Genomic DNA, 26,011 nt, shown 5'->3' with positions numbered 1-26,011 from the left:
GATTAGTAGCGACCCTTGTCGCCGGTGGTGTACTGCGGTGATGTCTTCTCGATCTGAGCGATGACCGATTCCTCGTGCCGCAGATCGAGCGACCGCGACAACGCGTAATAGGCGACGCCCGAGACGAACAGGCCGACCAGCCAGGCCAGATCGACACTGCCCATCGCACGGGCAAACGGGCCGACATACACTTCGTTCGAGCCGTCGAGAACGCAGAAGAACGGAATCATCGCGACAAAGCCGATCGCATAGGCCAGCAAACCGCGCGCGCCCCATTTGCCATACAGGTTGTTGCGAGGCATGAAGAAGTGCGGAATCGCGTAGCGTCCCTTGCGGACGAAGAAGTAATCCGTCAGATTGACCGCGGTCCAGGGCACCAGGAAATACAGCATGACCACGAGGTAGATATTCAGGACGGAGAGGCCCTTACCCGAGGTATAGATGCTTAAAGCCACGCCGAGTTGAAGGGCCACCACGAAGAGAATCGCCAGAATGCGCGTCTTTGGAGTGGGCTGGACTTTACGGAACGAATCGACCGCCGTGATAGCCGTCAATTTGGCGCTGTAGATGTTCATCGCGATCACCGGCAGGAACGCCAGAATCGTGACGGCAACCACAACGCTTCCCATCCCCGGCGCCAGGTCGCTACCGACCTGATTCAACGCGACCAGCACGTCGGTTGCATGCAGATGGTCCGCGAGCCAGCCCCCGATCGCGATCATCCACGCTCCCGACAGCGATGCGCCCAGGAACACCGCCGCGATCAGCTTGCCGCTCGGCGTGTTCTTTGGCAGGTAGCGGGAATAGTCGGATACATACGGTGCGTAAGCGATGTTGTAGCTGGCGGCGGCCGCGAATTGCGCGATGAATGCAGTCCAGTTGAAGCCCAGCGGTGGCGTCGGTGCCGCGCCCGGTGCGACGGCGGCGAGCGGCACGTCATGGACCCAGTGCATCAGGACGGCCACGGTTACGAGGCCGTAAAGGGGAAGCGAAAGATACAACGCCCATTTGAAGCTGCGGTGCATCCAGTCGTGACCGAGAATCGCCAGGATGGAAGCCGGCACCGTGACGGCCAGCGCCACTTTGACGGGATCCCAGTTGAACAGGGCTTTGAGACCCTGCATCATCAAGACGAGGTTGACGATGTTGAATCCCGCGAACACGAATAGCGTCGCCAGCAAGACAACGATCACCCCGCGATAGCCGAACTGCGCTCTCGACTGGATCATCTGCGGCAGGCCAAGATGGGGGCCTTGCGATCCGTGAAAGGCCATGAACAAGGTGCCGAACATGATGCCCAGCGTGCCCGCTATTGTCGTCCACAGCGCGCTCAGCCCGATGCTCGGACCGACAAAGCCGATGGTCATGGTGAAGAACGTGAAATTGCCCAGAAACCAGAACGGTCCCTGTCTGGATAGCCTGTCGGTTCGTTCGTTATCTGGAATAAAGTCGATTGAATGACCTTCGATGGCCCCGTGCTCGACCCCGGCAACTACGCGTTCAACTGTTTCGTCTGCTGCTTGCATCATGTACCCCTGGCTGCGATGAGAGGTTGATGGAACGGTGAGAGATGCTGCATGCGCAACTGCGCTTCAGTGCAGCGTAATCCAGACCGCCTTGCTCTCCATCAGATGATCGAGTTGTTCGGGACCGAGGTCCTTGCCGAAACCGGACTCCTTGAATCCGCCGAATGGCATTGACGGATCAATGGTGCTGTGTGCGTTGACATAGACCGTGCCCGCACGCAATTGCGGGATCAGCCTGTGCACGCGGTTCAGGTCGTTGGAGTAGATCGCGGCGGCGAGACCGTAAGGCGAGTCGTTCGCCATCGACAACGCATCGCCAAGGTCGTCAAAGGGAGCGGTCACCAGCACCGGGCCGAAGATCTCTTCGCGGACTATCTTCATGTCGCTGCGGCAATGGGCGAAGATGGTCGGCTCGACGAAATAGCCGGGCCGATCCGGCAGGCAGCCGCCATGCACGAGTTCCGCGCCCTCGCGCCGCCCCGCTTCGATATACGAAGCAACGCGATCCTTTTGAAGCCCGGAGACCAGCGGGCTGATGAAGCAATCCGGATCGAGTCCGGGCGCGATCTTCAGCGTGCGCGTGTGTTCGATCAGCGCGGCAATGAACCTGTCGTGAATGCCGCGCTGGATATAGACGCGTGCGCCCGCATCGCAGACCTGCCCCGAATTGAAGAAGATGCCGTTTGCGACTGCCTGGGCCGCCGCGTCGATGTCGGCGTCCTCCAGCACCAGTACCGGAGACTTCCCGCCCAGTTCGAGCGTGAGGCGCTTGATGCCTCCCACCGCCGTGTGACCGACCGTGCGGCCCACCTCGGTCGAACCGGTGAACGTGATCTTGTCGATACCCGGATGGGCGGCCATTGCCGCGCCAATGTCCCGCCCGCGCCCGGTTATGACGTTGACGACGCCGTCAGGAAAGCCGGCCTCATGCACCAGTTCCGCGAAGCGAAGCGTCGACAGCGAGGTGAGTTCGGCGGGCTTGATCACCGTAGTGCAACCGGCGGCGAGCGCGGCGGCTACCTTCCACGCCATGGTTTGCAGCGGGAAGTTCCATGGAACGATGACGCCGACCACGCCAATCGGTTCTTTGCGCGTGTAGGCAACGTAATCACCCGGCAGGGAGGGTTCGACCGTGCGGCCGTGAAGCTTTGACGCCCATCCGGCAAAATATCGGAAGGTGTCGATCGTGCCTTGAACGTCGACGTCACGCGCATTGGCGACGGACTTGCCTACGTCGATCGATTCGATCTCGGCCAGTTCGGTCGCGTTCGCCTCGATCAGGTCAGCGAGCCGATGAAGCAGCCGTTCGCGTTCAAGCGGCTTCAACTTTCGCCATGGTCCACCGTCGAATTGTGTTCGGGCAGCTTCAACCGCGCGGTCCAGATCGGCGGTCGTGCCCAGGGGAATGTGCGTGATCACGCCCGTGGTGGACGGCTCGATCACCGCGAAGGATTCCCGGTCGCCTTGCGGCACCCACTTGCCGCCGATAAACATGCATTGCGGCTTGACGAGAAAGCGTCGCGTCTCTTCCCGGACGCCGAACTTCTCCAGATAATCTTGTACGACGGTATCCATCGATGTCTCCTGGTTTATAACGTGGCTTGTGGTAGCGCCGCGTTTAGAGAGACTATGGACGACATGGACGGAGGCAAAAATCACGTGCATCAGATGTTCATATCGGGAATATCGAAGCAATCGGTGCAATCAGTGCAATCGCTGCGATGGAGGCGAATACCGTGATCCAGTTGCAGGACGTGGACCTCAAGCTACTCAGGGTATTCATGACCGTGGTGCGGTGCGGCGGTTTTTCCGCCGCCCAGGCGACCCTGAACGTGAGCCAGTCGACCATCAGCGAGCAGATGACGACGCTCGAAACGCGATTGGGGCTCAAGCTTTGCGAGCGCGGGCGAAGCGGATTTCGCCTCACCGAACATGGGGTGGCGACTTATGAGGCGGCGCAGCGGCTACAGGTGGCCGTAGAAAGCTTCTGTGTGGATACCGATGCGCTAAAGAAGCACATCTCGGGGAAGCTGTACCTCGGCATCATCGACAACACGGTGACCGACTCGGCCTCGCCGCTGCCGAACGCACTTCAGGCGTTCGTGTCGAGGGGGCACGACGTGCATCTGGATGTCTATGTCGGCACGCCTGCCGAACTGGAGGAGCGCGTGCTGGATGGCCGGCTGCACATCGCCGTGGGGCATTTCCCGCTTCATGTGCCGGGGCTCACCTACACGGATCTCTATGCCGAACCGGACGGCCTGTATTGCGGAAAAAATCACCCGCTCGCCGGCGGTTCGCAAGCCGATATCGCGCTCGAGCAGGCCATCGCATCCAGCCGCGTGGTAGCGCGAGGCTACCTGCAGCAGCACGACCTCCAGATGCTCAAGGCAAGTAAAGCCGCGGCAACCGTCGACAATATCGAGGCGCAGGCTATCCTCGTTCTATCGGGCGCGTACATCGGATTTTTGCCGATTCACTACGCTGCCCGATGGGTCGCGCGCGGCGAGATGTATCGGATATGCCCGGACGAGTTCGGCACGCAATGGCCGTTTTGCGCGATCATCCGGCGGACCGCGGTGCCTCCCACCATCCTCCAGGTGTTCATGATCGACCTGATGGAAAGCTACCGCATGGTCGGGCAGACGCCGCCCGTGACGCAAGCCTAGGGTTGTGCGGACGCAAGGGGCGTCGGCTCGCCATTTCGATAGTGATAGATGGTGATCGGAGAATTCGTGAGATCGCGATTCTTGTCGAACTGATAGTGGCCGGAAACCCCACGAGAATCGATGTTCGCCAGCGCAGCGCGGTATTGGGCCGGTTCGATCGAATTGGCCTTCGCCATCGCTTGCGCGACGATGTTCACGCCATCGTACAAGGCAGCGCTATAGGTCAGCGGGTCGGTATGAAAGCGTTGCTTGTAGTCCGCCTTGAAGCGGCGGCCTTCCGGCGTTTGATCGAGAACGGGGCCGCCTTGCGGGCAATACACGCGCGTGTCGACCGCATCGCCCCCAAGTTTCCCCAGTTCGGCATTGCACATTGCGTCGCCGCCGAGCAGGTAGCCGTTCATCGCGAGGCGCTTCATCTGCTTGCGTAATGCGCCGGCCTGAGCGTAGTAGCCGCCGTAGAAAATCCCTTCGGCGTTCGAGCCCTTGACGTGCGTCAGGATCGATACGAAGTCGGTTGCCTTGTCGGTCGTGTATTGACGATCGACGATCTCGATGCCGTTGGCTTTGGCCGCGCTGACGAACTCGTCGGCGACGCCCTGGCCGTACGCAGTGCGATCGTCGATCACGGCGATACGCTTGACCTTCAGTTCCTTTGCCGCAAATTCTCCCATCCGGCTGCCAAGCTGCGTATCGCTGGCGGAGATTCGAAACACGAACGGATAGCCGTGCTGCGTGATCTGCGGATTGGACGCGACGGTCGCCATCACGATTCCCGACACGTTCACGAGGTTCGAGATCGGAATCGCGACGCCGGAATTGAACGGCCCGAGAATGACCTTGACGTTCGCGTCGACCAGGCTTTGTGCGACCGTCATGCCGGTACGCGGGTCGGCCGCGTCATCCTCCGAGACCAGTTCAAAGCGCGTCTTCTGGCCGCCGATCACGAGACCTTCGGCATTCAGGCGCTCGATCGCCATTCTCACGCCGTTCTCGTCGTCCTTGCCGATGGCGGCCTGCGGGCCGGTCAACGGCCCCGTCAAGCCGATCCTGACGACCTGCTCGCCGGCCTGCGCGCCCAGGGAAATCATGCCCAAAGCGACGGCTGCCCACCAGTTTGCACCTGCGTACGGCTTGTTCATCATGCGCTCCTCACCTCGTGTGGTGTGCCAGACCGTGGCACAGGAAACCTCGTGTGGCCCCGCCCGCCGCGCCGTTTCTGCCGATCTCCGGGAACAGTGGGGTTGACAGCAATTCTGCGTAGCCAAAAACTCCAATAAAATGCACGATTGATGAAACACATTTCGGGAACTTCCGAAGTAACCACGGGCGGCACGATGCAAGTTCAGGACACGGATCTCAAGCTCTTGCGGATCTTCGAAACCATCGTGCGGTGCGGAGGTTTCGCCGCTGCGCAGCCCATTCTCAACATCGGCGCATCGAGCATCAGCGAGTACATGTCGCAACTGGAAACGCGACTCGGACTGCGGCTATGCGAGCGCGGACGCGCCGGTTTCCGGCTCACCGAGGAAGGCGCGGAACTGCACGCCGCCGCGCAGCGACTGCTCGGCGCGGTCGACACGTTTCATATGGAAGCCGGTGCGCTGCGCAATCAGCTTTCCGGCGTATTGCGCTTCGGCATGATCGAAGCGACCTTGACGGACAAGGACTCGCCCCTGCCGATGGCGATCCGAGAGTTCGGCCAGATGGCGCCGGAAGTGCGCCTGCACGTGCAGATCGAAACGCCCGGCAGCATGGAGCAGCACGTGCTGGACGGCCGCCTGCATCTTGCAGTGGGACCGTTCCCCGCGCAGATTCCCGGGCTCGATTACCTGCCGCTCTATCGTGAGGAACAAGGGCTTTACTGTGCGTCGACGCATCCGTTGCACGAACGGGCGAGCGGCAGGGTTCCGGTTGCGCTGCTCAGCAAGGAGCGACTAGCGGCCCGCGCCTATCTCGGCAGCCAGGAATTGAAGTTATTGCGCATGCCGGAAGCCGCGGCCTCCGTCGATAACGTCGAAGGCCGGGCCATGCTCATCCTGTCCGGCAACTACATCGGCTTTTTGCCGCCGCACTATGCCGAGCCGTGGGTGAACAGCGGATTGCTGATCCGCATCGATCCCGAGCACTACGCGACCCATCTGGACTTCCAGATCGTCACGCGCAAAGGGAGCGAACCGGCACGGGTCGTACAGGCCTTTTGCAAGCTGTTGCAGGCCGCGGCCGCGCAAGCCGACCGCACCACGCGAAGCGGAAAATAACGTGCGGGTCAGCGGAAGAGGTTTCGTTTGACCTTGCGTTGATGCATCACACGGCCGATGGTGTTCAGCAGCAATTGCGCCGCAAGAATCGAAGTCGAGCCCGAATGGTCGTAATCGGGTGCGACTTCCACGAGGTCGATGCCGATGACCTCGCCTTGCTCCGCCAGTCCCGCGAACAGTTCGAGTCCTTCGTAATACAGCAGGCCGCCGTGACTCGGCGTGCCCGTGCCCGGCGCGATCGAGGGATCGAAGCCGTCGATGTCGATCGTCAGGTAATAGCGCACGCCCTTCGGGATGCGGTCCAGCACACCCTGAATGCCGAGTCGCCGGAGATCGCGCACCGAAATGATGTCGGAGCCCATCTCGCGCGCCTGGGCGTAGCCCTCGCGCGCAGTCGACGACACATTGCGGATGCCGACCTGCGTCATGCCCGACACCACGCTCTTCTCCGCCGCGCGCCGCAGCGGATTGCCATGGCCGTGCCGCACACCGTGACGCTCGTCGACGAAATCGAGGTGGGCGTCGATATGGACGATATGGAACGGCTCCTGCCCTTCGAACGCGTTGATGCACGGAATATTGATCGAGTGATCGCCGCCCATCACCACCGGCAGCGCGCCCGCCGCCAGGATCTTGCGCACGCCGTACTCGATGTTTGCGTGACTCTTTTCGGTGTTGGTGTGCACCATGTCCGCATCGCCGATGTCGACGATACGCACTTCGTCGCTGGGCAGATAGACGACATCGTCTTCGAAGTCATAGGCGCCGCCGTGGCCGAACGAGAACAGCGTCGACGCGTCGCGAATCGAGCGCGGGCCGAAACGCGCCCCGGCCCGCCATTGGGTGCCGCAGTCGAAGGGCGCGCCCATCACCGCGACGTCCGCGTCGATCTTGTCCCAGTCGAGACTCAACGGGGACTTCGCGAACGTGCAGATTCCCACAAACGGCAAGTTGAGCCGACCCGTTTCGTAGCTGTTTTCAGACATGATTGTCTCCGTCCTGTTTGACTCGTCCAGATAGGTGCGACGCAGAGGCGCCGCGCTCTCCATTCCTGCAGCAACGCGCTTTATCAACAGCGCGCGGTGCATCTGAAATGGAGTCTAGGCAATCAAATTCAACGGAAAAATACCAAAGACAAGAAATCCACTTCGGAATAGTCCGAAGCAATGTCTGAACGTGGCCGACGGTGGCCGACCGTCAAGCGTCGATCATACGCGCCCCGTCACCGGCAGCAACGCGCCCGTGATGGAGCGAGCCGCATCCGACAGCAGAAAGCCGATGGCCTGCGCGACGTCCTGTGGCGTGACCCACGCGCTGAAATCGGCGTCGGGCATGTCCGCGCGGTTTTGCGGCGTATCGATGATGCTTGGCAGAACCGCGTTGACCGTCACGTTGCGGTGCTTGAGCTCGTCGGCGAGCGATTCCGTGAAGCGAAGGACCGCCGACTTGGCCGCTGCGTAAGGCCCCATTCCGGCCGCCGCGCGGACGGCGGCCGCCGCCCCGATGTTGACTATCCGGCCGCCGCCGCCATTCAACAAATGCGGCAACGCCGCCCTGGACGCCGTCACGCAGGTCATCGTGTTGATCGCGTACATCCTCTGCCATTCCGACAGGTCGCCGTCGTCTTCGAGCGTCTTCCAGGTGAAGCCGCCCGCGATGTTCACCAGTCCGTCGATCCGGCCGAACCGCGCGGCGATCGCGTCCATCGCTTCGCGCGTGTCGGCAAGCGAAGCGAGATCGACGCGCCACGGGTGCGCGCCGTCGGGCGCGTCGCCGATGGCGATGTCGAGCAGCGCCGCTTTCGCGTGTTCACGCAACACCTCGGCGGTCACCGCACGGCCCAACTGGCCGAACGCGCCGGTAATCACGATAACCTTGTCGTCGAGTCGCATGTCAGTCCTCCGTTGCATCGCATCCGGCCTCGCGGCGATCGGAGGTGATGCGTTGCTCAGGAGCGGATTCCCGAGCGGTGCCGCTTATTTTATTGAGTTTGGCCGGCGAGGTCTCGACAGTGGCTACGCGCCGTCCGCGAGCAGATCGCGCAGCACGTTGAGCGCGGCCGAGAAGTGACCCTTGCGCCACACGAGCAGCGTATCCACCTGTCCCAACTCGCCGATCGGATGCAGGTCCACCTCACCGTCGAGGCCCGCCAGTTCGAGCACCGAGCGCGGCGCCACCGCGACGCCCGCGCCCGCCGCCACGCACGCGACGATCGCGTGATACGAACCCAGCTCCAGCACGCGCGCCGGCCGGATACCCTGCAGTTCGTACCAGCGCATCGCGTACGAGCGGTACGCGCAGCCGCGCTCGAACGCCACCAGCGTGGGCCCCGTGGCATCGCGCGCCGTGACCAGCGGATGCTGCCCGCGCGGCGTGAGCAGCACCAGTTCCTCGTTGAACACCGGGACGGACTCGAACTGCTCGGCGGGCAGCGCATCGGGCTCGATCGGCCGCGCCATCAACGCCGCGTCCAGGTCGAACGTGCGCACGCCATCGATGAGCGCGCGTGTCACGCCCGTCACCAGTTCGAGCGTCACTTGCGGCCAGCGCTGGTGGTAAGTCGCCAGCACGCGCGGCAGGCGGCTCGCGGCCGTGCTCTCCATCGTCCCGAGCCGCAGACGGCCTTGCGGACGATTCTCGCGAACCGCGTGGCGGGCTTCATCGGCGAGGGCGAGCAGGCGTTCCGCGTACGGCAGCAAGGTCTCGCCGGCCGGCGTCAGCACGAGGCGGCGGCCGTCGCGGATGAAAAGGTCCGCGCCGAGCGTTTCCTCGAGCTGGCGGATGCGCGTCGTCACATTGGACTGTACGCGGTTGAGCTTGGCCGCCGCCCGCGTCACGCCGCCTTCGCGGACGACAGCACGGAAAATGGTCAACGCCGACAAGTCCATGATCTTTCCAGAAGATTGGTGGCATCTCAATTATTCATTTTTCAAGATGCATCGGTCAAGCTAGGATCGCTGCATTCCTGCTTCGATCGTCGACTCATGGCTACGCCCGCCCATGCTGCATCGCTTTCTGCTGATCCCGCGCGACAGGCCGCGCTCGCGTGTGCTGTCGCGCTGGCGGTGGCGCTTGGCGTCGGGCGATTCGCCTTCACGCCGCTGCTGCCGCTGATGCTGGCAAGCGGCGCGCTGGATATCCGCCACGGCGGCTGGCTCGCGTCGGCCAATTACGCCGGATATCTGATCGGCGCGCTGTCGTGCGCGGCGATCCGTCTCGACCACGTACGTGTGGTGCGTCTCGCGCTGGCGTCGACCATTGTGCTGACACTCGCGATGGGACTCGTCGACACGTTCTGGCTGTGGGCCGCAATACGGTTCGTGGCAGGCGTCGTCAGCGCGTGGGCGTTCGTGTTCGCGTCGCAGTGGGGTTTGAGACGGCTCGCCGAACTCGACGCTCATGGCCTCGGCGGCGTGATCTACGCGGGACCCGGCGTCGGCATCATCGCGACGGGCTTGCTGGGTGCCGCGGCCGCGGCGCTCGGCGTACCGCCGCCCTATGTGTGGATCGGATTCGCGCTGTGCTCGGGCCTGGCGGTGGCGATCGTATGGAAGACATTCGCACATGAAGCACCGGCGACGCGCGGCCGCGCCCGTGTTGGCGATAGCGCCGCGCCCGCGTCGACGCGCGCCGATTCGGCCTGGCTCGTCGGCCTCTACGGCCTTGCCGGATTCGGCTACATCATCACCGCGACCTTCTTGCCCGTCATCGCGCGACAGGCGTTGCCGGGGTCGTCGTGGCCGGACCTGTTCTGGCCGGCGTTCGGGCTGGCGCTGATCGCGGGGGCCCTGATCGCCGCGCGACTGCCGATGTCGTGGGACAACCGGTTGCTGTCGGCCGCGTGCTACGTCATCCAGGCGCTGGGAATCGTACTGGGCATCGTGTTCCCGACCGCGCTCGGCCTCGGGCTCGGCAGCCTGTTGCTGGGGCTGCCGTTCACCGCCATCACGCTGTTCGCGATGCGGGAGGCCCGCAGACTGCGCAGCGACGCCGCCGCCGGTTTGATGGGCTACGCAACGGGAGCATACGGGCTGGGACAGATTGTCGGGCCGTTGGTCGCGGCGCCGCTTGCCGAGCACACCGGATCGTTCTCTGCCGCGTTATGGATCGCAGTGGTCGCGTTGGGAGCAGGCGCCGCGGGATTGGCCTGTCTTGGCACGCGCGGCACAGCGGCGACCCGTCGCCGATTGTTTAAGTAAATGGACAGATATTGCCGAACTCGGCGTGATTATCTTGCTGTCAGAATGATTCATGATTCGTTCATCCACTCATCACCCGAACGGAGCGAATCATGAACACCATCGAAAACAGCCAGGTAGCCATCGTCACAGGCGCTTCGCGCGGCATAGGAGCTGCCGTCGCGCGGCGGCTCGCGAAAGATGGCTTCGCCGTCGCGATCAACTACGCGTCGAGTTCGAAGGAAGCCGACGCGCTGGTCGCCGAACTCGCGTCCAAGGGCGCGAAGACGATTGCAGTGAAGGCGGATGTCTCGAAGGCCGACGAAGTGCGCGCGATGTTCGAGGTGGTCGAACAGCAACTCGGCAAGGTCGACGTGCTGGTGAACAACGCGGGCGTGCTGAAAACGGTCCCGCTCGCCGATACCTCCGACGCGCTTTACGACCAGACCTTCGACATCAACGTGCGCGGCACTTTCAACACGCTGCGCGAGGCGGCAGCGCGCATGAATGAAGGTGGCCGGATCGTCAATTTTTCGAGCACGACGCTCGCGCTGAACATGCCCGGCTACGCGATCTACAACGCGACGAAGGCCGCCGTCGAAGCGTTCACGCATGTATTCGCCAAGGAGCTGCGCGGGCGCAACATCACGGTGAATGCGGTGGCGCCGGGTCCGATCGCGACCTCGCTGTTCCTCGACGGCAAGACCGAGGAACAGATCCAGACGTTCGCGAAGATGCCGCCGTTGCAGCGCCTCGGCCAACCCGAGGACATCGCGTCGGTCGTGTCGTTCCTCGTCAGCCCGGATGCGGGTTGGGTCAACGGTCAGATCCTGCGCGCCAACGGCGGCATCGCCTGAGCTGGATTTCCCGAGCAGCCCGTCGCGCACCGCCTGCCGGATGGCCCGGTGCGTGGCATCGTTGCGCAAATGATGATTGGTGGCGAGTACGACACCCTCGCGTCGACACGCCTCGATGATCGCCGGCGCACCGGCTAGCGCGAGCGGATTTTGGGCTTCCACTACTGCAATCGCTTGCGCGGCGTGCAACGCGTTGGTCGTGCGATTCGCCTAGCGCCTGACGACACGCTTGAGCGTTTCCGACGGTGCTTCCCCGAACAGCTTCTTGTAGTCGCTGGAAAAGCGCCCGAGATGCGTGAATCCCCAACCCATTGCGATCGACGAGATGTTCCGTTCGGAGCGGTCAACGAGCATGTCGCGGCGCACCGCCTCAAGCCGGTATTTCTTCAGGTACGCCATGGGCGCTTGCCCGAAATGCTGCCCGAAGCCGTCGAACAGCTTGTAGCGAGACACGCCAGCCGCCCGCTCGATGTCTTCGAGCGTGAGATTCTCGCGCGCGTTGTCCTGGATGAATTGTCTCGCCCGCAACAGATAGTGCGGGCAGGAAGGGCTCAACGCATCGACGAGCGCTTCCGAATAGTTATGCGGCTGGGACAACAACAGCCCCTTGAGCAGCGCCTGCTCGAGGTCGCCTGCCATTTGCAGGTGATTCACGAGCGGCCCGCTGCGCTCCATTTCCGCCAGCATGAACTTGACCATGCGCCACCAGGCGGCCTGGTCGCCGCTGGCGGCGTCCATGCCGGGCTGGAACGTCAACGGCGTATCGAGCGGGCGATGCAGCAGCCCTTCGAGCACCTGGCGCAGCGCGGGACGCGGAATCGCGACAATGATCTTGCGGCAATTGCCGGTGATTTCGAGGTCCTGCGCCTCATGCGGGGAAACGATCAGCCCCTTGTCCTGGTCCGATTGCCAGAGGCGGCCATGTGCCGCCAGTTCCTGCTCACCGGAGAGCGGCAGGCTGATGCTGTAGCAGTTGAGCGGGGAATCGGTGCTGACGGACACCGTGACATCGGTACCGTACTCGACATAACCGAGCGTTGTCGACATCGCGCGCAGCACGGTGCCCGAGTGATGAAACTGCAGATGCTGCGGGCTGTGCACGCGCAACCAGTGCGGCCCGCAAATCGCCGCCATCCAGTCGCGCGCACCATCGAGGTCGCGACGTTCCGCTTCTACGCCACGGCTGTCGTGGCCGGCTTGCGTCTGCATCGGATCACTTACCTCTTGACGAGCCGTAAAGTGTAAATGAGGTCAAACCCGATGCAAATCGGTGCGCACCCGAACGAATGCACACGGGGCCGGCTGCGCGGCCCCGTCCGCTCTTCAAGACGCCTGATGACTCGTGTTGCTGTCAGCGAATTTCTCGTAGTACAGGCGGCCTCCCTCGATGCCCTGCTCGGCCAGCCATCGCTTGATCGCCTCGACCATCGGCGGCGGTCCGCATACATACATGTCGAATGGATTCGACTCGAGAAAACCACGGTCGAAGTGCTCGGGAATCAGCCCGGTCTTGCCCTGCCAATCCGGCGCGGGGTTCATCACGACGATTTCGCAGGCGAAGTCCTCGATCTTCTCCGCATAGCCCTTCAGACGGTCGAGCTCGCACAGGTCACGCGCATTCGTCACGCCGTAGTAAAGCCGGACCGGCTGGCCGCAACCGCCCCTTTGCGCCAGCTCGTCGAGCATGCCAAGGAAAGCCGACAGCCCGGTGCCGCCCGCGACCATCACGAGCGGGCGCTCGACCTCGCGCAGGTAGAACGCGCCGAGCGGCGCTTCGAATTCGATCGTCTGGCCCGGCTGGCAGCGCTCGCGCATGTAGTTGCTCATCACGCCGTCCGGCAGCAGACGTATCAGGAACTGCAACTGATTGCCGTCGTTGGGCCGGCTGGCGAACGAATACGAGCGCGAGGCGCCCGTCTCCGGTACCTGCAGGCGCGCGTACTGACCCGGCAGGAAATCGAGGCGCCGCGGATGCGCACCGGCATCGAGATGGAGGATCGCAGTCGTTTCCGACACCTGCTGCACTTGCGTGACCTGTGCGGACACGACGCTCGTGCCGCCCGCCTGGCACAGGCTCGAGTCGTAGTCGAAATAGAACGACGCATCGGACTGCACGCGCGTCTGGCACGACAACATCTTGCGCTGGGCCAGGTCCTCGGGCGACAGCGCTTCCTCGTCGACGTAATCCTGGCTGTAGCTGCCCGATTCGCAGCGCCCCTGACAGGTGCCGCAGACGCCCTCGCGGCAGTCCAGCGGGATGTTCACGCCGTTGCGAAGCGCCGCGTCGAGGAGGAGCTCGTTCGGCCGGATGTTGAAGAATACGGTCTTGCCATCGGCGAAACTGAAAGCGACCTTGTGGCTCATAATGACGCGCTCCCGCTCAAAGATGATAGAAATCGAGCACCGCGTTGATGCGGTCGTTGAGCAGCAGGACATGCTTGCGCGCGATTTTCCAGCCCTCGCCGTCGGCGCGCAGGTGATAGGTCACCCGGCCGAAGAAATGCTCGGCCACGCCAAGCCGCGCGTAGAACGTCGCCCAGTTGGCCCTGACTTCGAGCAAGCCGCCTTCGAGCTCGGCGATCCGCACGTTGCTGACCTGATGCATCGTGCGCGGCAGCGGCGTCGAGGCCGCCGACTTGCCCGTGCGCAGCCGGAAGACGCGATCCTCAAGGCCAGAGCGATTCGTGTAGTAGATCAGCGACATGCCGCGCTTCGGGTCCGTCGTGTATTCGTGCTCGGAATCCCACTGGGGCACATGGAACTCGCTCTCCTCGTCGAACAGGTCCAGATACTCGTCCCAGCGCTGGGCGTCGCACAGCTCGGCCTTGCGATAGAGAAACTGCTCGATGGAATGTTGCAACTGTTGCATGGCTCAACCCTCGTTCGTGCGGTTCGACTGCGTGGCGAGACCCTTGAGCAGGAACTCGCGCCACGCGCCGTGCTGATTGACATACAGGCCTTCGTGCGTGAGCTCGGTGCCGCTCAGCACCGGCTCGATGCCGAGGAGCCGCGTGTTCACCGTCTCTCCCTCGACCCACTTATGGTGGCCGCGCGAAATGTCGCTCCAGCGTTCGAGCCGTGCCTGAAAGCCGCGCTGTTGTTCGCGGAACTCGACGAGGTCGTCCGGCGTGCCCATGCCCGACACGTTGAAGAAATCCTCGAACTGGCGGATGCGGCTCTCGCGATCCTGATCGGACTCGCCCTTCACGCCGATGCACTGGCTGATGATCTCGGTCTTGTTCCAGGCCACCGGGCGCACGATGCGCAACTGGGAGCTGATCTGGTCCATGAAGAACATGCTCGGATAGATGTTGAGGTTGCGCAGGCGGTGCATCATCCACTCGGCCTTCTGCTGGCCGTGCGACTCGACGAGACGCGGCATCACGCTCGCGTAGCCCGGACGCACCGCCGGGTTCGGCATGTCGCTGAAGAGCACGCTATGGCCGTTCCTGAACGAGAACCAGCCGTCGTCGGTCTCGGCATCGCCGGCGCCGAGCTTGCTGTAGTCGAGCGTGCTGCTGGCGGTGTCGCCCTTTTGCGCGTTGGTTTCCTGGCGATGCTTGACCGTGGACACGTAGTTGTAGTGCACGGTGCTCACGTGATAGCCGTCGAGGCCGTTCTCGTTCTGCAGCTTCCAGTTGCCGTCGTAGCTATAGGTGGACCTGCCCGGCAGCACTTCCAGTTCGCCGGTCGGCGATTGCGCCACGATCATGTCGAAGAAGATGCGCGCGTCGCCCAGATACGCCTCGAGCGTATCGGTGCCCTCGACGTCGAGGCTCACGAACACGAAGCCCTTGTAGCTCGCGATGCGGGCTTTCTTCAGGCCGCGCGTGGACTTGTCGAAGTCCTCGCAATACTCGCCCGGCGACTTGACCTTCACGAGCCGCCCGTCGCTCTTGTAGCACCATGCGTGAAACGGGCAGGTGAACGTCGATTGATTGCCCTTGGTCATGCGCGTGAGGGTGGCGCCGCGGTGCTGGCACGCATTGATCATCGCGTTCAACTGGCCGCTGCCGTCGCGCGAGATGATCAACGGCTGGCGGCCCGCGCGCATCGTGATGTAATCGTGCGGCTTCGGGATCTCGCTCTCGTGGCACGCGTAGATCCAGTTCTTCTCGAAGATCAACTCCATCTCGAGCTCGAACAGCTCCGGCTCGGTGAACATCTGGCGCGCGATCCGGTACACGCCTTCCGCGGGACGGAAGTCCAGGCAGCCGCCTACGAACTCCTGCCACTGTGATGGGTTTCTGACGTTACTCACGATGTCTCCTCCTGCCGTTTCACGGCGTTGCGTTGATGAGCTGACGAGGAGCATTGAATACCTGATCGGAGGCCGGAGCTATCCGGCTACTCGACGTTCGCTATCCGCTTTTTTTGGCGCCCTTTTCCGCTGCTGCGTTCGTGCCGGCGGGGAGGCGGAATGCATGGAAAAGCGCCGGACGCACCGGCAATCGTGGGCGTGAGACGCGCTATGACGTGCGCCGGAAAAATCGGATAACGAACGTCGGGTAGCCGGATAGCCGGCGCCTGCGATCAGGTATTCAATCCCTCTCGTCGCGCCTGTCAGCCCCTTGCTTGCGTGACCGCCGCCGAGCGTCGGCGGCGCGCGCAGAAGGCGCTGACCCGGCCGTTTGCCTCGATCGACTTCGACCTCCGGCTGCTCCCCGAGCACGCCGCCGCGCCGACGGCCGAGATCGAGCGCCAGCGCGCGCTGCCTGACAGGATACGGTCCTGGAGGGACGTACTTGCGCTCAGTGACGGTCAAAGAGCGCGATCTTGTTGGCCTTGATCATGGACCTGACTTTCGTGATGAACGGAGCGTGCGGGTCCTTCTTGCACTCTTCCACGACCATGTCTCCCACCGGATGAGCCGTATCGACGACCAAGGTGTCCGTTTCCTTGACGCCAAGCTTATCGACGCCGGCGACCCAGTACACCAATGCTGGCCGATAGACCGCATCAACGGATACAAAGTCCGTGCAGCTCATTTTCGCAGGACTCAATTGCGTTTCTTGCGCGCTAGCCGCCTGAGCGAAGAACAGACACGCCACGATGGTTAGAACTTTGGCAGGTTTCATGAAGTGCTCCAGATATCAATAAAGTGGGTTTCAAAGTGGGGTTTCTATATGAGGCCGGTCACGCGCAATGCGAATGCCGTCCGTCATGCCTGCGCATCGTAAGGGCATTGAATTAGGTCTGAATTAGGCTTCGAGCGCTGTTGCGTCTCTGGCGGCATGGGTGCCGCAGCAAGCACGGGCGTCGTTTCCGCGACGCGCTAATTTTCCGCTCATTCTGACGCTTGATGATGAGGCCATGGATCACGAACGGCATAGGCCGCCAGGTTCCACTGTCCCACTACAAGAGGCACCCAGAATGTTCACGAAGTTTCTAGTTGCGGTTAGTGCAAGCTCGGTCGATGCAGTATTGGGATCGGCCATCGAGATTTCCCGAAAGTACGACGCGCGCATTTTTGTGCTGCACGTGGTCGACCCTGCGCGCTGCATGACAGGGACAATCGACTACGACTTCGGACTCATCGTCCAGGCGCTGGAAGAACATGGACGAGAGATCGTTACGCGAGTGACGGATGCGCTGGACGCCCATTCGCTTCCCGCCGAAACCCGCACCGTCACGCTGCCGATCACGGGTTCCTCGGTAGGTCGGGCGATCGCCTCGGCCGCCGACGCGTCGGGTGCCGATCTGATCCTTCTCGGCGAGCGCAGTTCGGGCTGGTGGCGCTGGCTGAACGAAGACGTTGCCTCGGAGATACGGCGCCACACCAGCACGCCGATTCACACCGTCTCCGACAGGGTCAACGTCGGTTCGACGCGCCGTGCCGCTACACGCTGGAGCAAGGCACCCGCCGCTGACGCCCGATAACCCGGCACGGGGCGGTCGGCAGGATGTCTTTATCGATAAACCCAATCCTCGGCCTGACAAAATCGATACGTTCTGCATCCCTGATTATTGGATGCATAGCGTGAGTTGAAGTGCCACGGTGATTCGCCTGGATCATTTCAGCGTCGCCTTACCGATCCATTCGTGCCGAGTTCGCAAGGAGTAGAAAATGCGTCACTATCATTGCAACAGTCCCGAGGCAGCGGGCCGCATCCTGGCGGCATGTCTGCTTTCCGATGGACACCTCAGCCTCACGGAACTCGAGGCGCTCGATCGCTGCGGCATGCAAAGACGGCTGTTGTTGAACCGAAGCCGTTTGCTCGCCATCGTGCGAATGCTGTACGAAGACCTGACGCGCTGCGGGTACCTGAATTGGAGCGACGTGTGCAACGTCGACCCCGAGACACTCGCCTGGCTGGCGGCCGATGTGCAGGACCGGCGACTCCGTCGCGACATCATCGAACTGTGCAGCGAAGCCGTCACGGCGGACGGTAGCAATTGTGATCGGGAAGCCGAGTTCCTGAGACTGCTGCGCGCCGCGTGGCAACTTCCGGCGCAATGACTTCAGGCGCTGCAGCCCCGTCCCTGGCGGCCTTGACCACTCGCTACTCCATCGGAAAAAAGCGCATCGCAGAGTGTATCCATGACAATTATTTGAATGTACTGGTTGTCGACATTAAGATGGTGCCGTAGCCTTGGTTGACCGGCCACCCCCCAAGCCGGTGAAGCGAGCAGCAGCGCCGAAGATTCGTCAGCCGGTCCAGCAGGGTGCGTACTGAAAGTGCTCTCATGCACGGGGCCATCGATACGGGCAGTTCGAACTCAACCTCATATGCAGGAGTTCAATTGAAATCGTCTGACACCTCTTTCGCGCAAGCGCGACGGCTGAACTGCGAGACGGCCGACCTGCCAGAGAAAAGGAGCAATCGTGGATAAATTCCTGATTGCCTTCGGTGTGCTCTGTTTTGTGATCTGTGTGTACGCCCGACTGGCGTATCGCATCAAGGAGATCGAGCCCGAGGCGGAGCCACCGTCCGGGTCTCTACCGTGGATCAGCAAGGCGGCCTTCATGCCTGCATGCCCATCAGTCGCGTCGGCGGCTTGCTACCCTCGTGAGCCAAGGAGGAATTCGCGGCAGCGATTGCTGCGTTGCTCGACGAGTCCGGGGCGAACTCGTTCTTCTCGCCGGTGAAGTTCCGTCGTGGTACCGATCGCGTATGGCGGCGCTGTCCGCACCAATACGCAAAGTGATGCAGGGGCCGGACTCGTGCCGGCCCCTGCGACACCGCTAACGCATGAACTTGCAGCGACAAGGGCACGGCCCTCGTCAATGACACGTGAACCCGCCATTGACATTGACCGATTGCCCGGTCACGTTATCCATGGTCGCGAAGAACAGCGCCATGCGGCCCACGATTTCCAGACGTCGCCGCCGCAAGATGCGGCGATACGTCTATTGGCTCAGCGCATCGAAATAGGCGAGCGCCTTCGACGCGTACATCGCACCCGGACCACCGCCCATTTCGACGTTGACGGCCAGCACGTCGGCGAATTGAGCGCGTGTCGCCTGATGGCGCAACGCCTGCGACGTGTGGAACAGAACGCAGTCGTCGCAGCCTTTGTGCACGGCGAGCGCCACCGCGACGAGTTCCCTGAATGCGGCAGGCACGCTGCCTTCCTGAGTGGCCGCCTTCATCACGGACTGAAAGCCGCCCATGACGGCGGGCTGTGCCTGCCCCAACGCGGCGAACTGCTGGTTGATGCGGGTAAGGCGGCTCTTGAGATCGATCGTGGCTTCTGTGCTCATATCGGGTGGATTCATTCGAAGGTAAGTGATAAGTCATGCGATGGCGGACATGGCGCGCGCCATGTCCGCTCCATCGCGACGACGACAGCGGGATCAGTCCGCCTTGCCCGCCAGATGCTGCTTGAGCAGCGCGTTGACGTCGTTGGCCTTTTCCATCTGACTCATGTGGCCGGCATTGTCGAAGACCTTGACGGTCGCACCCGCCGGCGCGTTCGCGGCATGCGCGGCGGGAATGATGCGATCCTGCGCGCCCCACACCACCAGCACCGGCTTGCCCGTTTCGCCCAGCTTGTCGCCGGGCAGTTCACTCTGCTTGCCGCCCGCGAACAAGCTGCCGCCGAGTGCCGTGAGCGCTTCGCTCACGCCGTCGAGCCGCTTGTACTTGAGCAGGTCGTCGAGCATCTGGCGGCTGACGAGCCCCGGGTCCGCGAACAGCAGTTCCACCACCGGCTTGAGATCGCGCCGCGACTGCGCATTGACGAAGCCTTCCGTATAGCCGTTGTTGACTTCGCTTCCCAGCCCGGCCGGCGAGATCAACGCCACCGACAGCACGCGCGCCGGCGCATCGACGGCCATCTGCGCCGCCACGCCGCCGCCCATCGAATGGCCGACCAGATGCGCCTCGCCGATGTCGAGTGCGTCCATGAAACGCAGCACGAACTGCGCGAGATCCTTCAGCGTCGTGCCGGGCAGCTTCGGCGTCGACTGGCCGTGCGCCGGCAGGTCGAGCGCGACCACCTTGTTGCGCTCCGCGATGGGGTCGAGGTTGAAGAGCCAGTTGTCGAGATCGCCGCCGAAGCCGTGGATGAATAGCACGGTCTTGTCGCCCTCGCCCCGGCTTGCATACCGCACGCGGATGCCGTCGACCTCGACGAAGTGATACGCCGCGGCGCCTTCGTCATCGCCCCCGGCATCGTCGGGCGGGGTTTCATACGACGCGATGTACGCATCGACCTCGGCGTCGCTGACTTCGGCCGGCGCCAGCACGCCGAGCAGCGCCTTCACCGGCAGCAGGTCGCCGGCCGCGGCCACCTTGCGGCGCAAGGTCCCCGCGTCGGGCGCCTCGACCGCGTTGGCGATCTTGTCGGTTTCCACGTCGAGGATCGGCAGGCCGACGGTAATCTGCGCGCCCTCCTCGACCAGCCACGCGTTCACCGTGCCTTCCTTCATCGACAGGCCCCACTTGGGCATCACGATCGGAGTGATCTCGGCCATCAGTGCGCCCCTCCCTTGCCGTTCATCGTCTTGCGCGCCGCTTCCACGATCTGCGCGGCGCTCGGAATGTACAGGTCCTCCAGTATCGGCGAGAACGGCACCGGCGTATGCGGCGGCGCGACCATCTGGATGCCGGCCTTTAGCGCCCCGAACGCCTGCTGCGAGACTTGCGCGGAGATGTCGGTGGCGATGTTGCAGCGCGGACTGGCTTCATCGACCACGACGAGCCGCCCGGTGTTCTCGACCGTTTCGAGCACCGTGTCGATATCGAGCGGCGACAGCGAACGCAGATCCACCACCTCCGCTTCGATGCCTTCCTTCGCGAGCGTCGCGGCCGCTTCCAGCGCGCGATGCACCATCAGGCCGTAGGTCACGATCGATACGTCCTTGCCGTCGCGCACGATGTTCGCCTCGCCGAACGGAATCGCGTACGAGTTCTCCGGCACTTCGCCTTCGAAGCCGTACAGGTTCTTGTGCTCGCAGAAAATCACCGGGTCGTTGTCGCGGATCGCCTGGATCAGCAGGCCCTTGGTGTCATAGGGCGTCGACGGGCACACGACCTTGAGGCCGGGAATATGCGTGAAGATCGGCGTGAGCATCTGGCTGTGTTGGGCTGCCGCGCGAAAGCCCGCCCCGACCATCGCGCGGATCACGACGGGCGTTTCCGCCTTGCCGCCGAACATGTAGCGGAACTTGGCGGCTTGGTTGAAGATCTGGTCGAAGCACACACCCATGAAGTCGATGAACATCAGTTCGGCCACCGGCCGCATGCCGCAGGCGGCCGCGCCGATCGCCGCGCCGACGTACGCGGATTCCGATAGCGGCGTGTCGAGCAGCCGGTCGCCGTGCTTCGCATAGAGTCCCTTGGTGACGCCGAGCACGCCGCCCCATGCGTCCTTCTCGCCATCGGCGCCTGCCCCGCCGACGATGTCCTCCCCGAGCACGATCACGCTCGGGTCGCGGGTCATTTCCTGGTCGAGTGCTTCGTTGATCGCCATCTTCATGCTCAATTTACGGGCCATGTTTGTCTCCTGATTTGCGGTGAATGCCTGCGTTCAATAGCTGACGTACACGTCGGTGAGCAGATCGGCGGCGCTCGGTTGCGGGGCGTCCTTCGCCTCCTGCACCGCGCGGTCGATCAGCACGGCGACGTCGCGGTCGATCGCATCGAGTTCCGCGCGCGAGATCACGTCCGCCTGCGTCACCGTGTGCGCGAATTTCTTCAGACAGTCCTTGTTCGAACGGATGTCGTCGAGTTCGCCGGGCGCACGGTAGGTCTGCGCATCGCCTTCGAAGTGGCCGTAGAAGCGGATCATCTTGCATTCGAGCAGCGCCGGTCCGCCGCCTTCGCGCGCGCGCCGGATCACTTCGCCCGCCGCTTCGTGGACCGCGAAGAAATCGGTGCCGTCCACCGTCACGCCCGGGATGCCGAAGCCCGCCGCGCGATCGACGTAGCTGTCCACCGCCGTGCCGTATTCGCGCGAGGTCGATTCCGCATAACCGTTGTTCTCGATGACGAAGATCACGGGCAGGTTCCACACGGCCGCGAGATTCAGGCTTTCGAGAAAGGTGCCCTGGTTCGACGCGCCGTCGCCCGCGAAGGTGATGCCCACTTCGCCCTTGCCGCGGAACTTGGCGGCGAGCGCCGCGCCGCAGATGAGCGGCGCGCCCGCGCCGAGGATGCCGTTCGCGCCCATCATCCCTTTGGAAAGATCGGCGATATGCATCGAGCCGCCCTTGCCGTTGCACGAGCCGCCCTTCTTGCCATAGATCTCCTTCATCATCGCGACCGGATCGACGCCCTTCGCGATGCAGTGGCCGTGTCCGCGATGGGTGCTCGCGATGCGGTCGCCGTCGGTGAGGTGATACATGATGCCGACGCCGGCCGCTTCCTCGCCGGCGTAGAGATGCACGAAGCCGGGGATGTCGCCGCGGCCGAAGTCCACGTGCAGGCGCTCCTCGAAATCGCGGATCGTGCGCATCTTGCGATAGACCGTCAACAGTTCCTCCTTGTTGAGCGGCAACGCGCCGGCGTCCTGCTGCGTTGAACGGACTGTCATGTCTGTCTCCTTCGTTGGGGTGGTGGGCGAAAAACGGGGATCAGGGTTGCGCTTGAACGACCTGGCGCATCAGGCCGGTACGTGCCGCGTAGCGCATGCACGCGGCGACGTCGATGCTGTTGAAGGCGCCCTCGCGCAAGGTGACGGTGACTGTGTCGCCGGCGGCGAAGGCCATCTCGCGTTCGCCGTCGAGCGCGACGATGCCGGCGCGCTGCCGCACGCGTTGCGGCACGCCATCGGCAAGACGCTGCCAGCCGGCGATCGGCACCGAGCGCATCAGGCCGGGCGCGATCGGCGCGCACAGGTCGAACTCGCCCTCGCCGGGCGCGGCGAGTTCGACGGCGAGGCCGCCCGGTTCATGGCGGCCAACCGGCTCCAGGAGGCCCGCGATGGCCGAGAGCCCGATCGCCTGCGGATCGGCGTACGACACGTAGACGGCCGCGAGCGTGTCGATCTTCCAGAGCGCTCGCGCGCCGATGTAGTGCTCGTGCGAGATGACGGCGTCGACGAGCGCGATGTCGCTGCGCACGGTGCCGTGCGCGTCGCGGATGTCGATGTCGAGGCGCTTGTTGCGCTGGATCGCGTCGGCGGCGGGGATGCGGCCGGCGGCGTAGAGCCCGGCCGCGAGTCCCGCGATGGTCGGCTCGCGCATCTCGGGGAACGCGTTATTGGTGCCGGTGGAAAGCCCCGCGACCGGCACCGCGCCGCACTCGCGCACCACCGCGCGATGGGTGCCGTCGCCGCCGAGCACGATGATCGCCGCGACGCCCGCCTCGCGCATCATTTGCGCGGCACGGAAGGTGTCGTCGACGCGCGCGGTGACCGGCATGTCGAGATAGTCGACCGCGGCGAGGGTCGCGTCGGGTCCCTGGCGCCGCGACAGGTGGCGCTCCAGCATCACCTTGAGCCCTTCGCGGTCGGGCATCATCAGCACGCGATCGATTCCGCATGACGCGAGCGCCGACAATAGCCGCAGCACGATGTTCACGCGATCGGCGAGTTGCAGGCTGCTTGCGTTCGCGATCACGCGGCGGATGTCGCGGGCGGAAATCGGGTTCGCGATGATGCCGATGAGCGGCGACGGCGGTCGCAGCGGCGCTGGGTTGCGCATTCATATCTCCTTTGGTTGTCGCTGGCGCTTGGGTTGTGGTGTGTTTGCGCCGTTTGATTTTTGTTGCGCTTCTATGGAACTTGTTTTGTTTTTGGTCTATTTGCTCTGCCCCTGTCCGGGGCGGGACTCACTTTCTTTGCTGCTGCAAAGAAAGTAAGCAAAGAAAGCAGCTTCCCACCGCCAATCCTTGCCATGTGCCTCCAGGCCGCTCACTCGGAGTGGTCCAACCGGGGGAGTGTCGTTAGCGAGGTTTCATCGTTGTTGGCATGTAGAAGAGGCGCGGGCATCGCGCCGCTTTTGGGAGTGGATCAGCAGTCATTCATCCGGCTTCGCGCTACGCGCTCACCCGTTAGCTCGTTAGCTCGATAGCGCCAGCGACTAGCCTAGTGCAAGGGCTATGCCAATTTGAACGGCCCGCGCGAGGCCTTATTGTCGCGGGATTACCCGGAGGAACGGGCTTGAAATGCCGCGTTCGGCGGCGCCGCTGGACGTCTCGTGTGACAGGTGTCACAGCGGCAGTTGTCACGGTGGAGTGCAGGTGTATCGGAATGCAGACGCTCACGTACTTCGTGAATAATGCGTTCATATCGACACGAACCTTCCCGTCGTCGACGCTGAAGTCGTATAACAGCACGGGTAGCTTTAAACCCCCTTTCAGGAGACTCGCCATGTCCCGCACCATCGCCGAAAAGCGTGCCGCTTTTCGTGAGCTGCACGCTTCCGGATGCTTCATTCTCCCCAACCCGTGGGATATCGGCAGCGCGCGTTATCTGCAAAGTATCGGCTTCAAGGCACTCGCCACGACCAGTTCCGGATTCGCCTGGTCCATCGGACACGCCGACAATACAGTGCCCCGCGCAGCGATCCTCGCGCATCTGCGCACGATCGTCGAAGCAACGGACCTGCCCGTCAACGCGGACTTCGAAAACGGCTTCGGGGCCGATGCCGACGGTGTGGCGGAAAGCGTCAAGCTCGCAGTGGATACTGGCGTCGCCGGACTCTCAATCGAAGATTCGACCGGCGATGCCAATCACCCGATCTTCCCCGTCGACGTCGCCGTGGAACGGATGAAGGCAGCACGCCGCGCCATCGACGACGCAGGCGGCGACACGCTGCTGATCGGGCGCGCTGAGAACTTCTTCGCCGGCGTGCAGGATCTCGACGACACGATCGCGCGTCTGAAGGCGTACGCCGCAGCCGGCGCCGATTGCCTCTACGCACCGGGTATCGGAACGCGCGAACAGATTGAAGCAGTCGTGGCCGCAGTGGCGCCGAAGCCCGTGAATCTGCTGATCGGCTCGACCTCCGATCTCACACTGCAGGACGTGGCCGCGCTCGGCGTGCGACGCATCAGCGTGGGCGGAGCGCTGGCCCGCGCCGCGTGGGGCGGCTTCATGCGCGCCGCTGAAGCGCTGACAGACGGACGCTTCGATGGCTTTGCCGACGCGGCATCCGGCGCACAACTCAACGGCCTCTTCCGGGAAAACGGTTGACGTCGACCGGGCAGGCCGTGCATATATCGCGTTGCGTTTTCTCATTCCGCTAACGGCCTTTACAGGCACGTTAGCGGTTTTTTTTGCGGCGCATTAAAGCCTGATACAGATGCGGTTGTTGCGCTGCGGCAGGTTCAACATTTGCGCCGCACGGTGCTGTCCTTTTGCGTGGTCAACTGCGGCTCACATCGACGCACATCAGGACGCGCCCTTCTCCCGAAGCGATGTGACATGCTGCTTGTCCGCTTCGTTGCCATGCGCCAGCGCCCGTAAGGCAAGAGCAAAACCCAGTTGCGTTTCATGAGCGACTGCGCTGCGGTCATCCTCGAATAGCTTTACCGCGCGCCGCAGATGTTGCGCCGCCTGAATATGGAGTTCCGACGCCGCCGCATGATGTTGCGCGGCAGTCAGGCCACTTTCAACGGACCCCGCCGGCGCCGGAACGCCTGCATGCTTGGCGGCGACATTCGCCTCGTCGACGGCATGCAGTGCATGGCCGTGCGCCAACACGGCCTGATGAGCGGCATGGTCATGATCCTTGCCCGCCTCGTAATACTGCGATGCCTCCCGGTGAAATCGCGCCGCTTGCTCGTGGTGCGATGCGGCAGCCTCTAGATGTCCCTTTTTACCTTGCTTGGTATTCATGGCAGCTCCCCGCTAAAACGGCTTCATATCGGACGGCTGACGCCGACAAGGCCAATCGCGCCGAAATCCATTCTACGCGACGACCCGGCTCACCTGCTCATGAACTCGCAACCCTTTCGACGCGGCAATCCGCGACAAACATCAGGCGTCACCTTCGTCGACCACCAGAAACGCAAAAAGCCCGCCAATCTTCTGGCGAGCCTGCAAATATCGGAAACGAAAGTAAATAACGGTAGCGGCAATGCGGGTTGTCCACCGCCCGAAGACGGCCCTCGAAGAACACCCCTTGCCGCT

The 26,011-nt window shown here is 63.1% G+C and carries 24 protein-coding genes and 1 pseudogene; 7 read left to right on the top strand and 18 right to left on the bottom strand.

From position 1 onward, the window contains the following. Nucleotides 1-2: 2 nt before the first annotated feature. Both AWB68_RS13510 and AWB68_RS13505 read right to left on the bottom strand, forming a co-directional pair. A complete protein-coding gene (locus tag AWB68_RS13510; RefSeq protein ID WP_087644862.1) occupies nt 3-1,529 on the bottom strand; it encodes a purine-cytosine permease family protein in 1,527 nt (508 codons plus the stop codon). Nucleotides 1,530-1,592: 63 nt separating this feature from the next. After that, entirely contained in the window at nt 1,593-3,101 is a 1,509-nt protein-coding gene (locus AWB68_RS13505) for an aldehyde dehydrogenase family protein (RefSeq protein ID WP_087644861.1), read from the bottom strand. A gap of 146 nt (nt 3,102-3,247) precedes the next feature. Between AWB68_RS13505 and AWB68_RS13500 the strand changes: the two genes are divergently transcribed. Further along, on the top strand, nt 3,248-4,195 hold the full coding sequence (locus tag AWB68_RS13500; protein ID WP_235028313.1) for a LysR family transcriptional regulator: 948 nt from the start codon (nt 3,248-3,250) through the stop codon (nt 4,193-4,195). Here the strand turns inward: AWB68_RS13500 and AWB68_RS13495 are convergent. Continuing rightward, complete coding sequence (locus AWB68_RS13495) at nt 4,192-5,334, bottom strand: branched-chain amino acid ABC transporter substrate-binding protein (protein WP_087644903.1); 1,143 nt, start codon at nt 5,332-5,334, stop codon at nt 4,192-4,194. The genes AWB68_RS13500 and AWB68_RS13495 overlap by 4 nt on opposite strands. 150 nt (nt 5,335-5,484) lie before the next feature. Between AWB68_RS13495 and AWB68_RS13490 the strand changes: the two genes are divergently transcribed. Beyond that, complete coding sequence (locus AWB68_RS13490) at nt 5,485-6,453, top strand: LysR family transcriptional regulator (RefSeq protein WP_235028312.1); 969 nt, start codon at nt 5,485-5,487, stop codon at nt 6,451-6,453. A gap of 8 nt (nt 6,454-6,461) precedes the next feature. On the opposite strand, the gene speB is transcribed toward AWB68_RS13490, so the two are convergent. The 3 genes from speB to AWB68_RS13475 form a co-directional block, all read right to left on the bottom strand. Continuing rightward, nucleotides 6,462-7,439: an agmatinase gene (gene speB / locus AWB68_RS13485; RefSeq protein WP_087644860.1), complete on the bottom strand. Its 978-nt coding sequence runs from the start codon at nt 7,437-7,439 to the stop codon at nt 6,462-6,464. A 222-nt stretch (nt 7,440-7,661) separates the two neighbouring features. Continuing rightward, the gene (locus AWB68_RS13480) at nt 7,662-8,345 is read right to left on the bottom strand and encodes an SDR family NAD(P)-dependent oxidoreductase (protein ID WP_087644859.1); all 684 of its coding nucleotides are present in this window, start codon (nt 8,343-8,345) and stop codon (nt 7,662-7,664) included. 123 nt (nt 8,346-8,468) lie between these two features. Then, entirely contained in the window at nt 8,469-9,341 is an 873-nt protein-coding gene (locus AWB68_RS13475) for a LysR family transcriptional regulator (protein WP_087644858.1), read from the bottom strand. Nucleotides 9,342-9,437: 96 nt separating this feature from the next. Between AWB68_RS13475 and AWB68_RS13470 the strand changes: the two genes are divergently transcribed. After that, entirely contained in the window at nt 9,438-10,652 is a 1,215-nt protein-coding gene (locus AWB68_RS13470) for a YbfB/YjiJ family MFS transporter (RefSeq protein WP_087644857.1), read from the top strand. A gap of 92 nt (nt 10,653-10,744) precedes the next feature. Then, entirely contained in the window at nt 10,745-11,488 is a 744-nt protein-coding gene (locus AWB68_RS13465) for an SDR family oxidoreductase (RefSeq protein WP_087644856.1), read from the top strand. Nucleotides 11,489-11,698: 210 nt separating this feature from the next. Here AWB68_RS13465 and AWB68_RS13460 read toward each other — a convergent pair whose 3' ends face one another. The 5 genes from AWB68_RS13460 to AWB68_RS13435 all read right to left on the bottom strand — a co-directional run bounded on the left by AWB68_RS13460 (nt 11,699) and on the right by AWB68_RS13435 (nt 16,566). Beyond that, nucleotides 11,699-12,697, bottom strand: coding sequence for an AraC family transcriptional regulator (locus AWB68_RS13460; RefSeq protein WP_087644855.1), 999 nt, complete (start codon nt 12,695-12,697; stop codon nt 11,699-11,701). A 114-nt stretch (nt 12,698-12,811) separates the two neighbouring features. Then, a complete protein-coding gene (gene antC / locus AWB68_RS13455) occupies nt 12,812-13,852 on the bottom strand; it encodes an anthranilate 1,2-dioxygenase electron transfer component AntC (protein ID WP_087644854.1) in 1,041 nt (346 codons plus the stop codon). Between the two features lie 16 nt (nt 13,853-13,868). Continuing rightward, nucleotides 13,869-14,357, bottom strand: a complete 489-nt coding sequence (gene antB, locus AWB68_RS13450) for an anthranilate 1,2-dioxygenase small subunit (protein WP_087644853.1) — start codon at nt 14,355-14,357, stop codon at nt 13,869-13,871. Between the two features lie 3 nt (nt 14,358-14,360). Beyond that, complete coding sequence (gene antA / locus AWB68_RS13445; RefSeq protein WP_087644852.1) at nt 14,361-15,749, bottom strand: anthranilate 1,2-dioxygenase large subunit; 1,389 nt, start codon at nt 15,747-15,749, stop codon at nt 14,361-14,363. 490 nt (nt 15,750-16,239) lie between these two features. Then, on the bottom strand, nt 16,240-16,566 hold the full coding sequence (locus tag AWB68_RS13435; RefSeq protein WP_087644850.1) for an HdeA/HdeB family chaperone: 327 nt from the start codon (nt 16,564-16,566) through the stop codon (nt 16,240-16,242). 295 nt (nt 16,567-16,861) lie between these two features. Here AWB68_RS13435 and AWB68_RS13430 point away from each other — a divergent pair, with 295 nt between their 5' ends. Both AWB68_RS13430 and AWB68_RS13425 read left to right on the top strand, forming a co-directional pair. Further along, nucleotides 16,862-17,368: a universal stress protein gene (locus AWB68_RS13430; RefSeq protein ID WP_160110009.1), complete on the top strand. Its 507-nt coding sequence runs from the start codon at nt 16,862-16,864 to the stop codon at nt 17,366-17,368. A gap of 187 nt (nt 17,369-17,555) precedes the next feature. After that, entirely contained in the window at nt 17,556-17,948 is a 393-nt protein-coding gene (locus tag AWB68_RS13425; protein ID WP_087644848.1) for a hypothetical protein, read from the top strand. Between the two features lie 765 nt (nt 17,949-18,713). Here the strand turns inward: AWB68_RS13425 and AWB68_RS46455 are convergent. The 6 genes and pseudogenes from AWB68_RS46455 to AWB68_RS13400 form a co-directional block, all read right to left on the bottom strand. Continuing rightward, a pseudogene (locus AWB68_RS46455) lies at nt 18,714-18,806 on the bottom strand (SDR family NAD(P)-dependent oxidoreductase); the annotation flags it as partial. 33 nt (nt 18,807-18,839) lie between these two features. Beyond that, a complete protein-coding gene (locus tag AWB68_RS13420; RefSeq protein WP_087644847.1) occupies nt 18,840-19,193 on the bottom strand; it encodes a carboxymuconolactone decarboxylase family protein in 354 nt (117 codons plus the stop codon). Nucleotides 19,194-19,286: 93 nt separating this feature from the next. Then, nucleotides 19,287-20,408 (bottom strand): acetoin dehydrogenase dihydrolipoyllysine-residue acetyltransferase subunit, encoded by a 1,122-nt coding sequence (locus AWB68_RS13415; RefSeq protein WP_087644846.1) that lies wholly within the window; start codon nt 20,406-20,408, stop codon nt 19,287-19,289. Next, nucleotides 20,408-21,430 carry an alpha-ketoacid dehydrogenase subunit beta gene (locus AWB68_RS13410; RefSeq protein ID WP_087644845.1) on the bottom strand — a complete coding sequence of 341 codons (1,023 nt, stop codon included), beginning with the start codon at nt 21,428-21,430 and terminating at the stop codon, nt 20,408-20,410. Before AWB68_RS13410 ends, AWB68_RS13415 begins: the two co-directional genes overlap by 1 nt. A gap of 33 nt (nt 21,431-21,463) precedes the next feature. Continuing rightward, nucleotides 21,464-22,468 (bottom strand): thiamine pyrophosphate-dependent dehydrogenase E1 component subunit alpha, encoded by a 1,005-nt coding sequence (locus AWB68_RS13405; protein ID WP_087644844.1) that lies wholly within the window; start codon nt 22,466-22,468, stop codon nt 21,464-21,466. 40 nt (nt 22,469-22,508) lie between these two features. Further along, nucleotides 22,509-23,579: an ATP-NAD kinase family protein gene (locus tag AWB68_RS13400; protein WP_087644843.1), complete on the bottom strand. Its 1,071-nt coding sequence runs from the start codon at nt 23,577-23,579 to the stop codon at nt 22,509-22,511. A gap of 668 nt (nt 23,580-24,247) precedes the next feature. On the opposite strand from AWB68_RS13400, the gene AWB68_RS13395 reads away from it, so the two are divergent. After that, complete coding sequence (locus AWB68_RS13395; RefSeq protein ID WP_087644842.1) at nt 24,248-25,072, top strand: isocitrate lyase/PEP mutase family protein; 825 nt, start codon at nt 24,248-24,250, stop codon at nt 25,070-25,072. Between the two features lie 198 nt (nt 25,073-25,270). Here AWB68_RS13395 and AWB68_RS13390 read toward each other — a convergent pair whose 3' ends face one another. After that, nucleotides 25,271-25,717, bottom strand: a complete 447-nt coding sequence (locus AWB68_RS13390; protein WP_087644841.1) for a hypothetical protein — start codon at nt 25,715-25,717, stop codon at nt 25,271-25,273. Between the last annotated feature and the right edge of the window lie 294 nt (nt 25,718-26,011).

The sequence above is a fragment of the Caballeronia choica genome (assembly GCF_001544535.1).
In the GTDB taxonomy this organism is placed as follows: Bacteria; Pseudomonadota; Gammaproteobacteria; order Burkholderiales; family Burkholderiaceae; genus Caballeronia; species Caballeronia choica.
The sequence above is the reverse complement of the archived record's forward strand: the minus strand, read 5'-3'. Positions and strand labels throughout refer to the sequence as shown.

What these genes read in the sequence shown, in the direction of transcription:
- AWB68_RS13510 (WP_087644862.1), bottom strand. Translation starts at nt 1,529, where the DNA reads ATGATGCAAGCAGCAGACGAAACAGTTGAACGCGTAGTTGCCGGGGTC.
- AWB68_RS13505 (WP_087644861.1), bottom strand. Translation starts at nt 3,101, where the DNA reads ATGGATACCGTCGTACAAGATTATCTGGAGAAGTTCGGCGTCCGGGAA.
- AWB68_RS13500 (WP_235028313.1), top strand. Translation starts at nt 3,248, where the DNA reads ATGGAGGCGAATACCGTGATCCAGTTGCAGGACGTGGACCTCAAGCTA.
- AWB68_RS13495 (WP_087644903.1), bottom strand. Translation starts at nt 5,334, where the DNA reads ATGAACAAGCCGTACGCAGGTGCAAACTGGTGGGCAGCCGTCGCTTTG.
- AWB68_RS13490 (WP_235028312.1), top strand. Translation starts at nt 5,485, where the DNA reads ATGAAACACATTTCGGGAACTTCCGAAGTAACCACGGGCGGCACGATG.
- speB (WP_087644860.1), bottom strand. Translation starts at nt 7,439, where the DNA reads ATGTCTGAAAACAGCTACGAAACGGGTCGGCTCAACTTGCCGTTTGTG.
- AWB68_RS13480 (WP_087644859.1), bottom strand. Translation starts at nt 8,345, where the DNA reads ATGCGACTCGACGACAAGGTTATCGTGATTACCGGCGCGTTCGGCCAG.
- AWB68_RS13475 (WP_087644858.1), bottom strand. Translation starts at nt 9,341, where the DNA reads ATGGACTTGTCGGCGTTGACCATTTTCCGTGCTGTCGTCCGCGAAGGC.
- AWB68_RS13470 (WP_087644857.1), top strand. Translation starts at nt 9,438, where the DNA reads ATGGCTACGCCCGCCCATGCTGCATCGCTTTCTGCTGATCCCGCGCGA.
- AWB68_RS13465 (WP_087644856.1), top strand. Translation starts at nt 10,745, where the DNA reads ATGAACACCATCGAAAACAGCCAGGTAGCCATCGTCACAGGCGCTTCG.
- AWB68_RS13460 (WP_087644855.1), bottom strand. Translation starts at nt 12,697, where the DNA reads ATGCAGACGCAAGCCGGCCACGACAGCCGTGGCGTAGAAGCGGAACGT.
- antC (WP_087644854.1), bottom strand. Translation starts at nt 13,852, where the DNA reads ATGAGCCACAAGGTCGCTTTCAGTTTCGCCGATGGCAAGACCGTATTC.
- antB (WP_087644853.1), bottom strand. Translation starts at nt 14,357, where the DNA reads ATGCAACAGTTGCAACATTCCATCGAGCAGTTTCTCTATCGCAAGGCC.
- AWB68_RS13435 (WP_087644850.1), bottom strand. Translation starts at nt 16,566, where the DNA reads ATGAAACCTGCCAAAGTTCTAACCATCGTGGCGTGTCTGTTCTTCGCT.
- AWB68_RS13430 (WP_160110009.1), top strand. Translation starts at nt 16,862, where the DNA reads ATGTTCACGAAGTTTCTAGTTGCGGTTAGTGCAAGCTCGGTCGATGCA.
- AWB68_RS13425 (WP_087644848.1), top strand. Translation starts at nt 17,556, where the DNA reads ATGCGTCACTATCATTGCAACAGTCCCGAGGCAGCGGGCCGCATCCTG.
- AWB68_RS13420 (WP_087644847.1), bottom strand. Translation starts at nt 19,193, where the DNA reads ATGAGCACAGAAGCCACGATCGATCTCAAGAGCCGCCTTACCCGCATC.
- AWB68_RS13415 (WP_087644846.1), bottom strand. Translation starts at nt 20,408, where the DNA reads ATGGCCGAGATCACTCCGATCGTGATGCCCAAGTGGGGCCTGTCGATG.
- AWB68_RS13410 (WP_087644845.1), bottom strand. Translation starts at nt 21,430, where the DNA reads ATGGCCCGTAAATTGAGCATGAAGATGGCGATCAACGAAGCACTCGAC.
- AWB68_RS13405 (WP_087644844.1), bottom strand. Translation starts at nt 22,468, where the DNA reads ATGACAGTCCGTTCAACGCAGCAGGACGCCGGCGCGTTGCCGCTCAAC.
- AWB68_RS13400 (WP_087644843.1), bottom strand. Translation starts at nt 23,579, where the DNA reads ATGCGCAACCCAGCGCCGCTGCGACCGCCGTCGCCGCTCATCGGCATC.
- AWB68_RS13395 (WP_087644842.1), top strand. Translation starts at nt 24,248, where the DNA reads ATGTCCCGCACCATCGCCGAAAAGCGTGCCGCTTTTCGTGAGCTGCAC.
- AWB68_RS13390 (WP_087644841.1), bottom strand. Translation starts at nt 25,717, where the DNA reads ATGAATACCAAGCAAGGTAAAAAGGGACATCTAGAGGCTGCCGCATCG.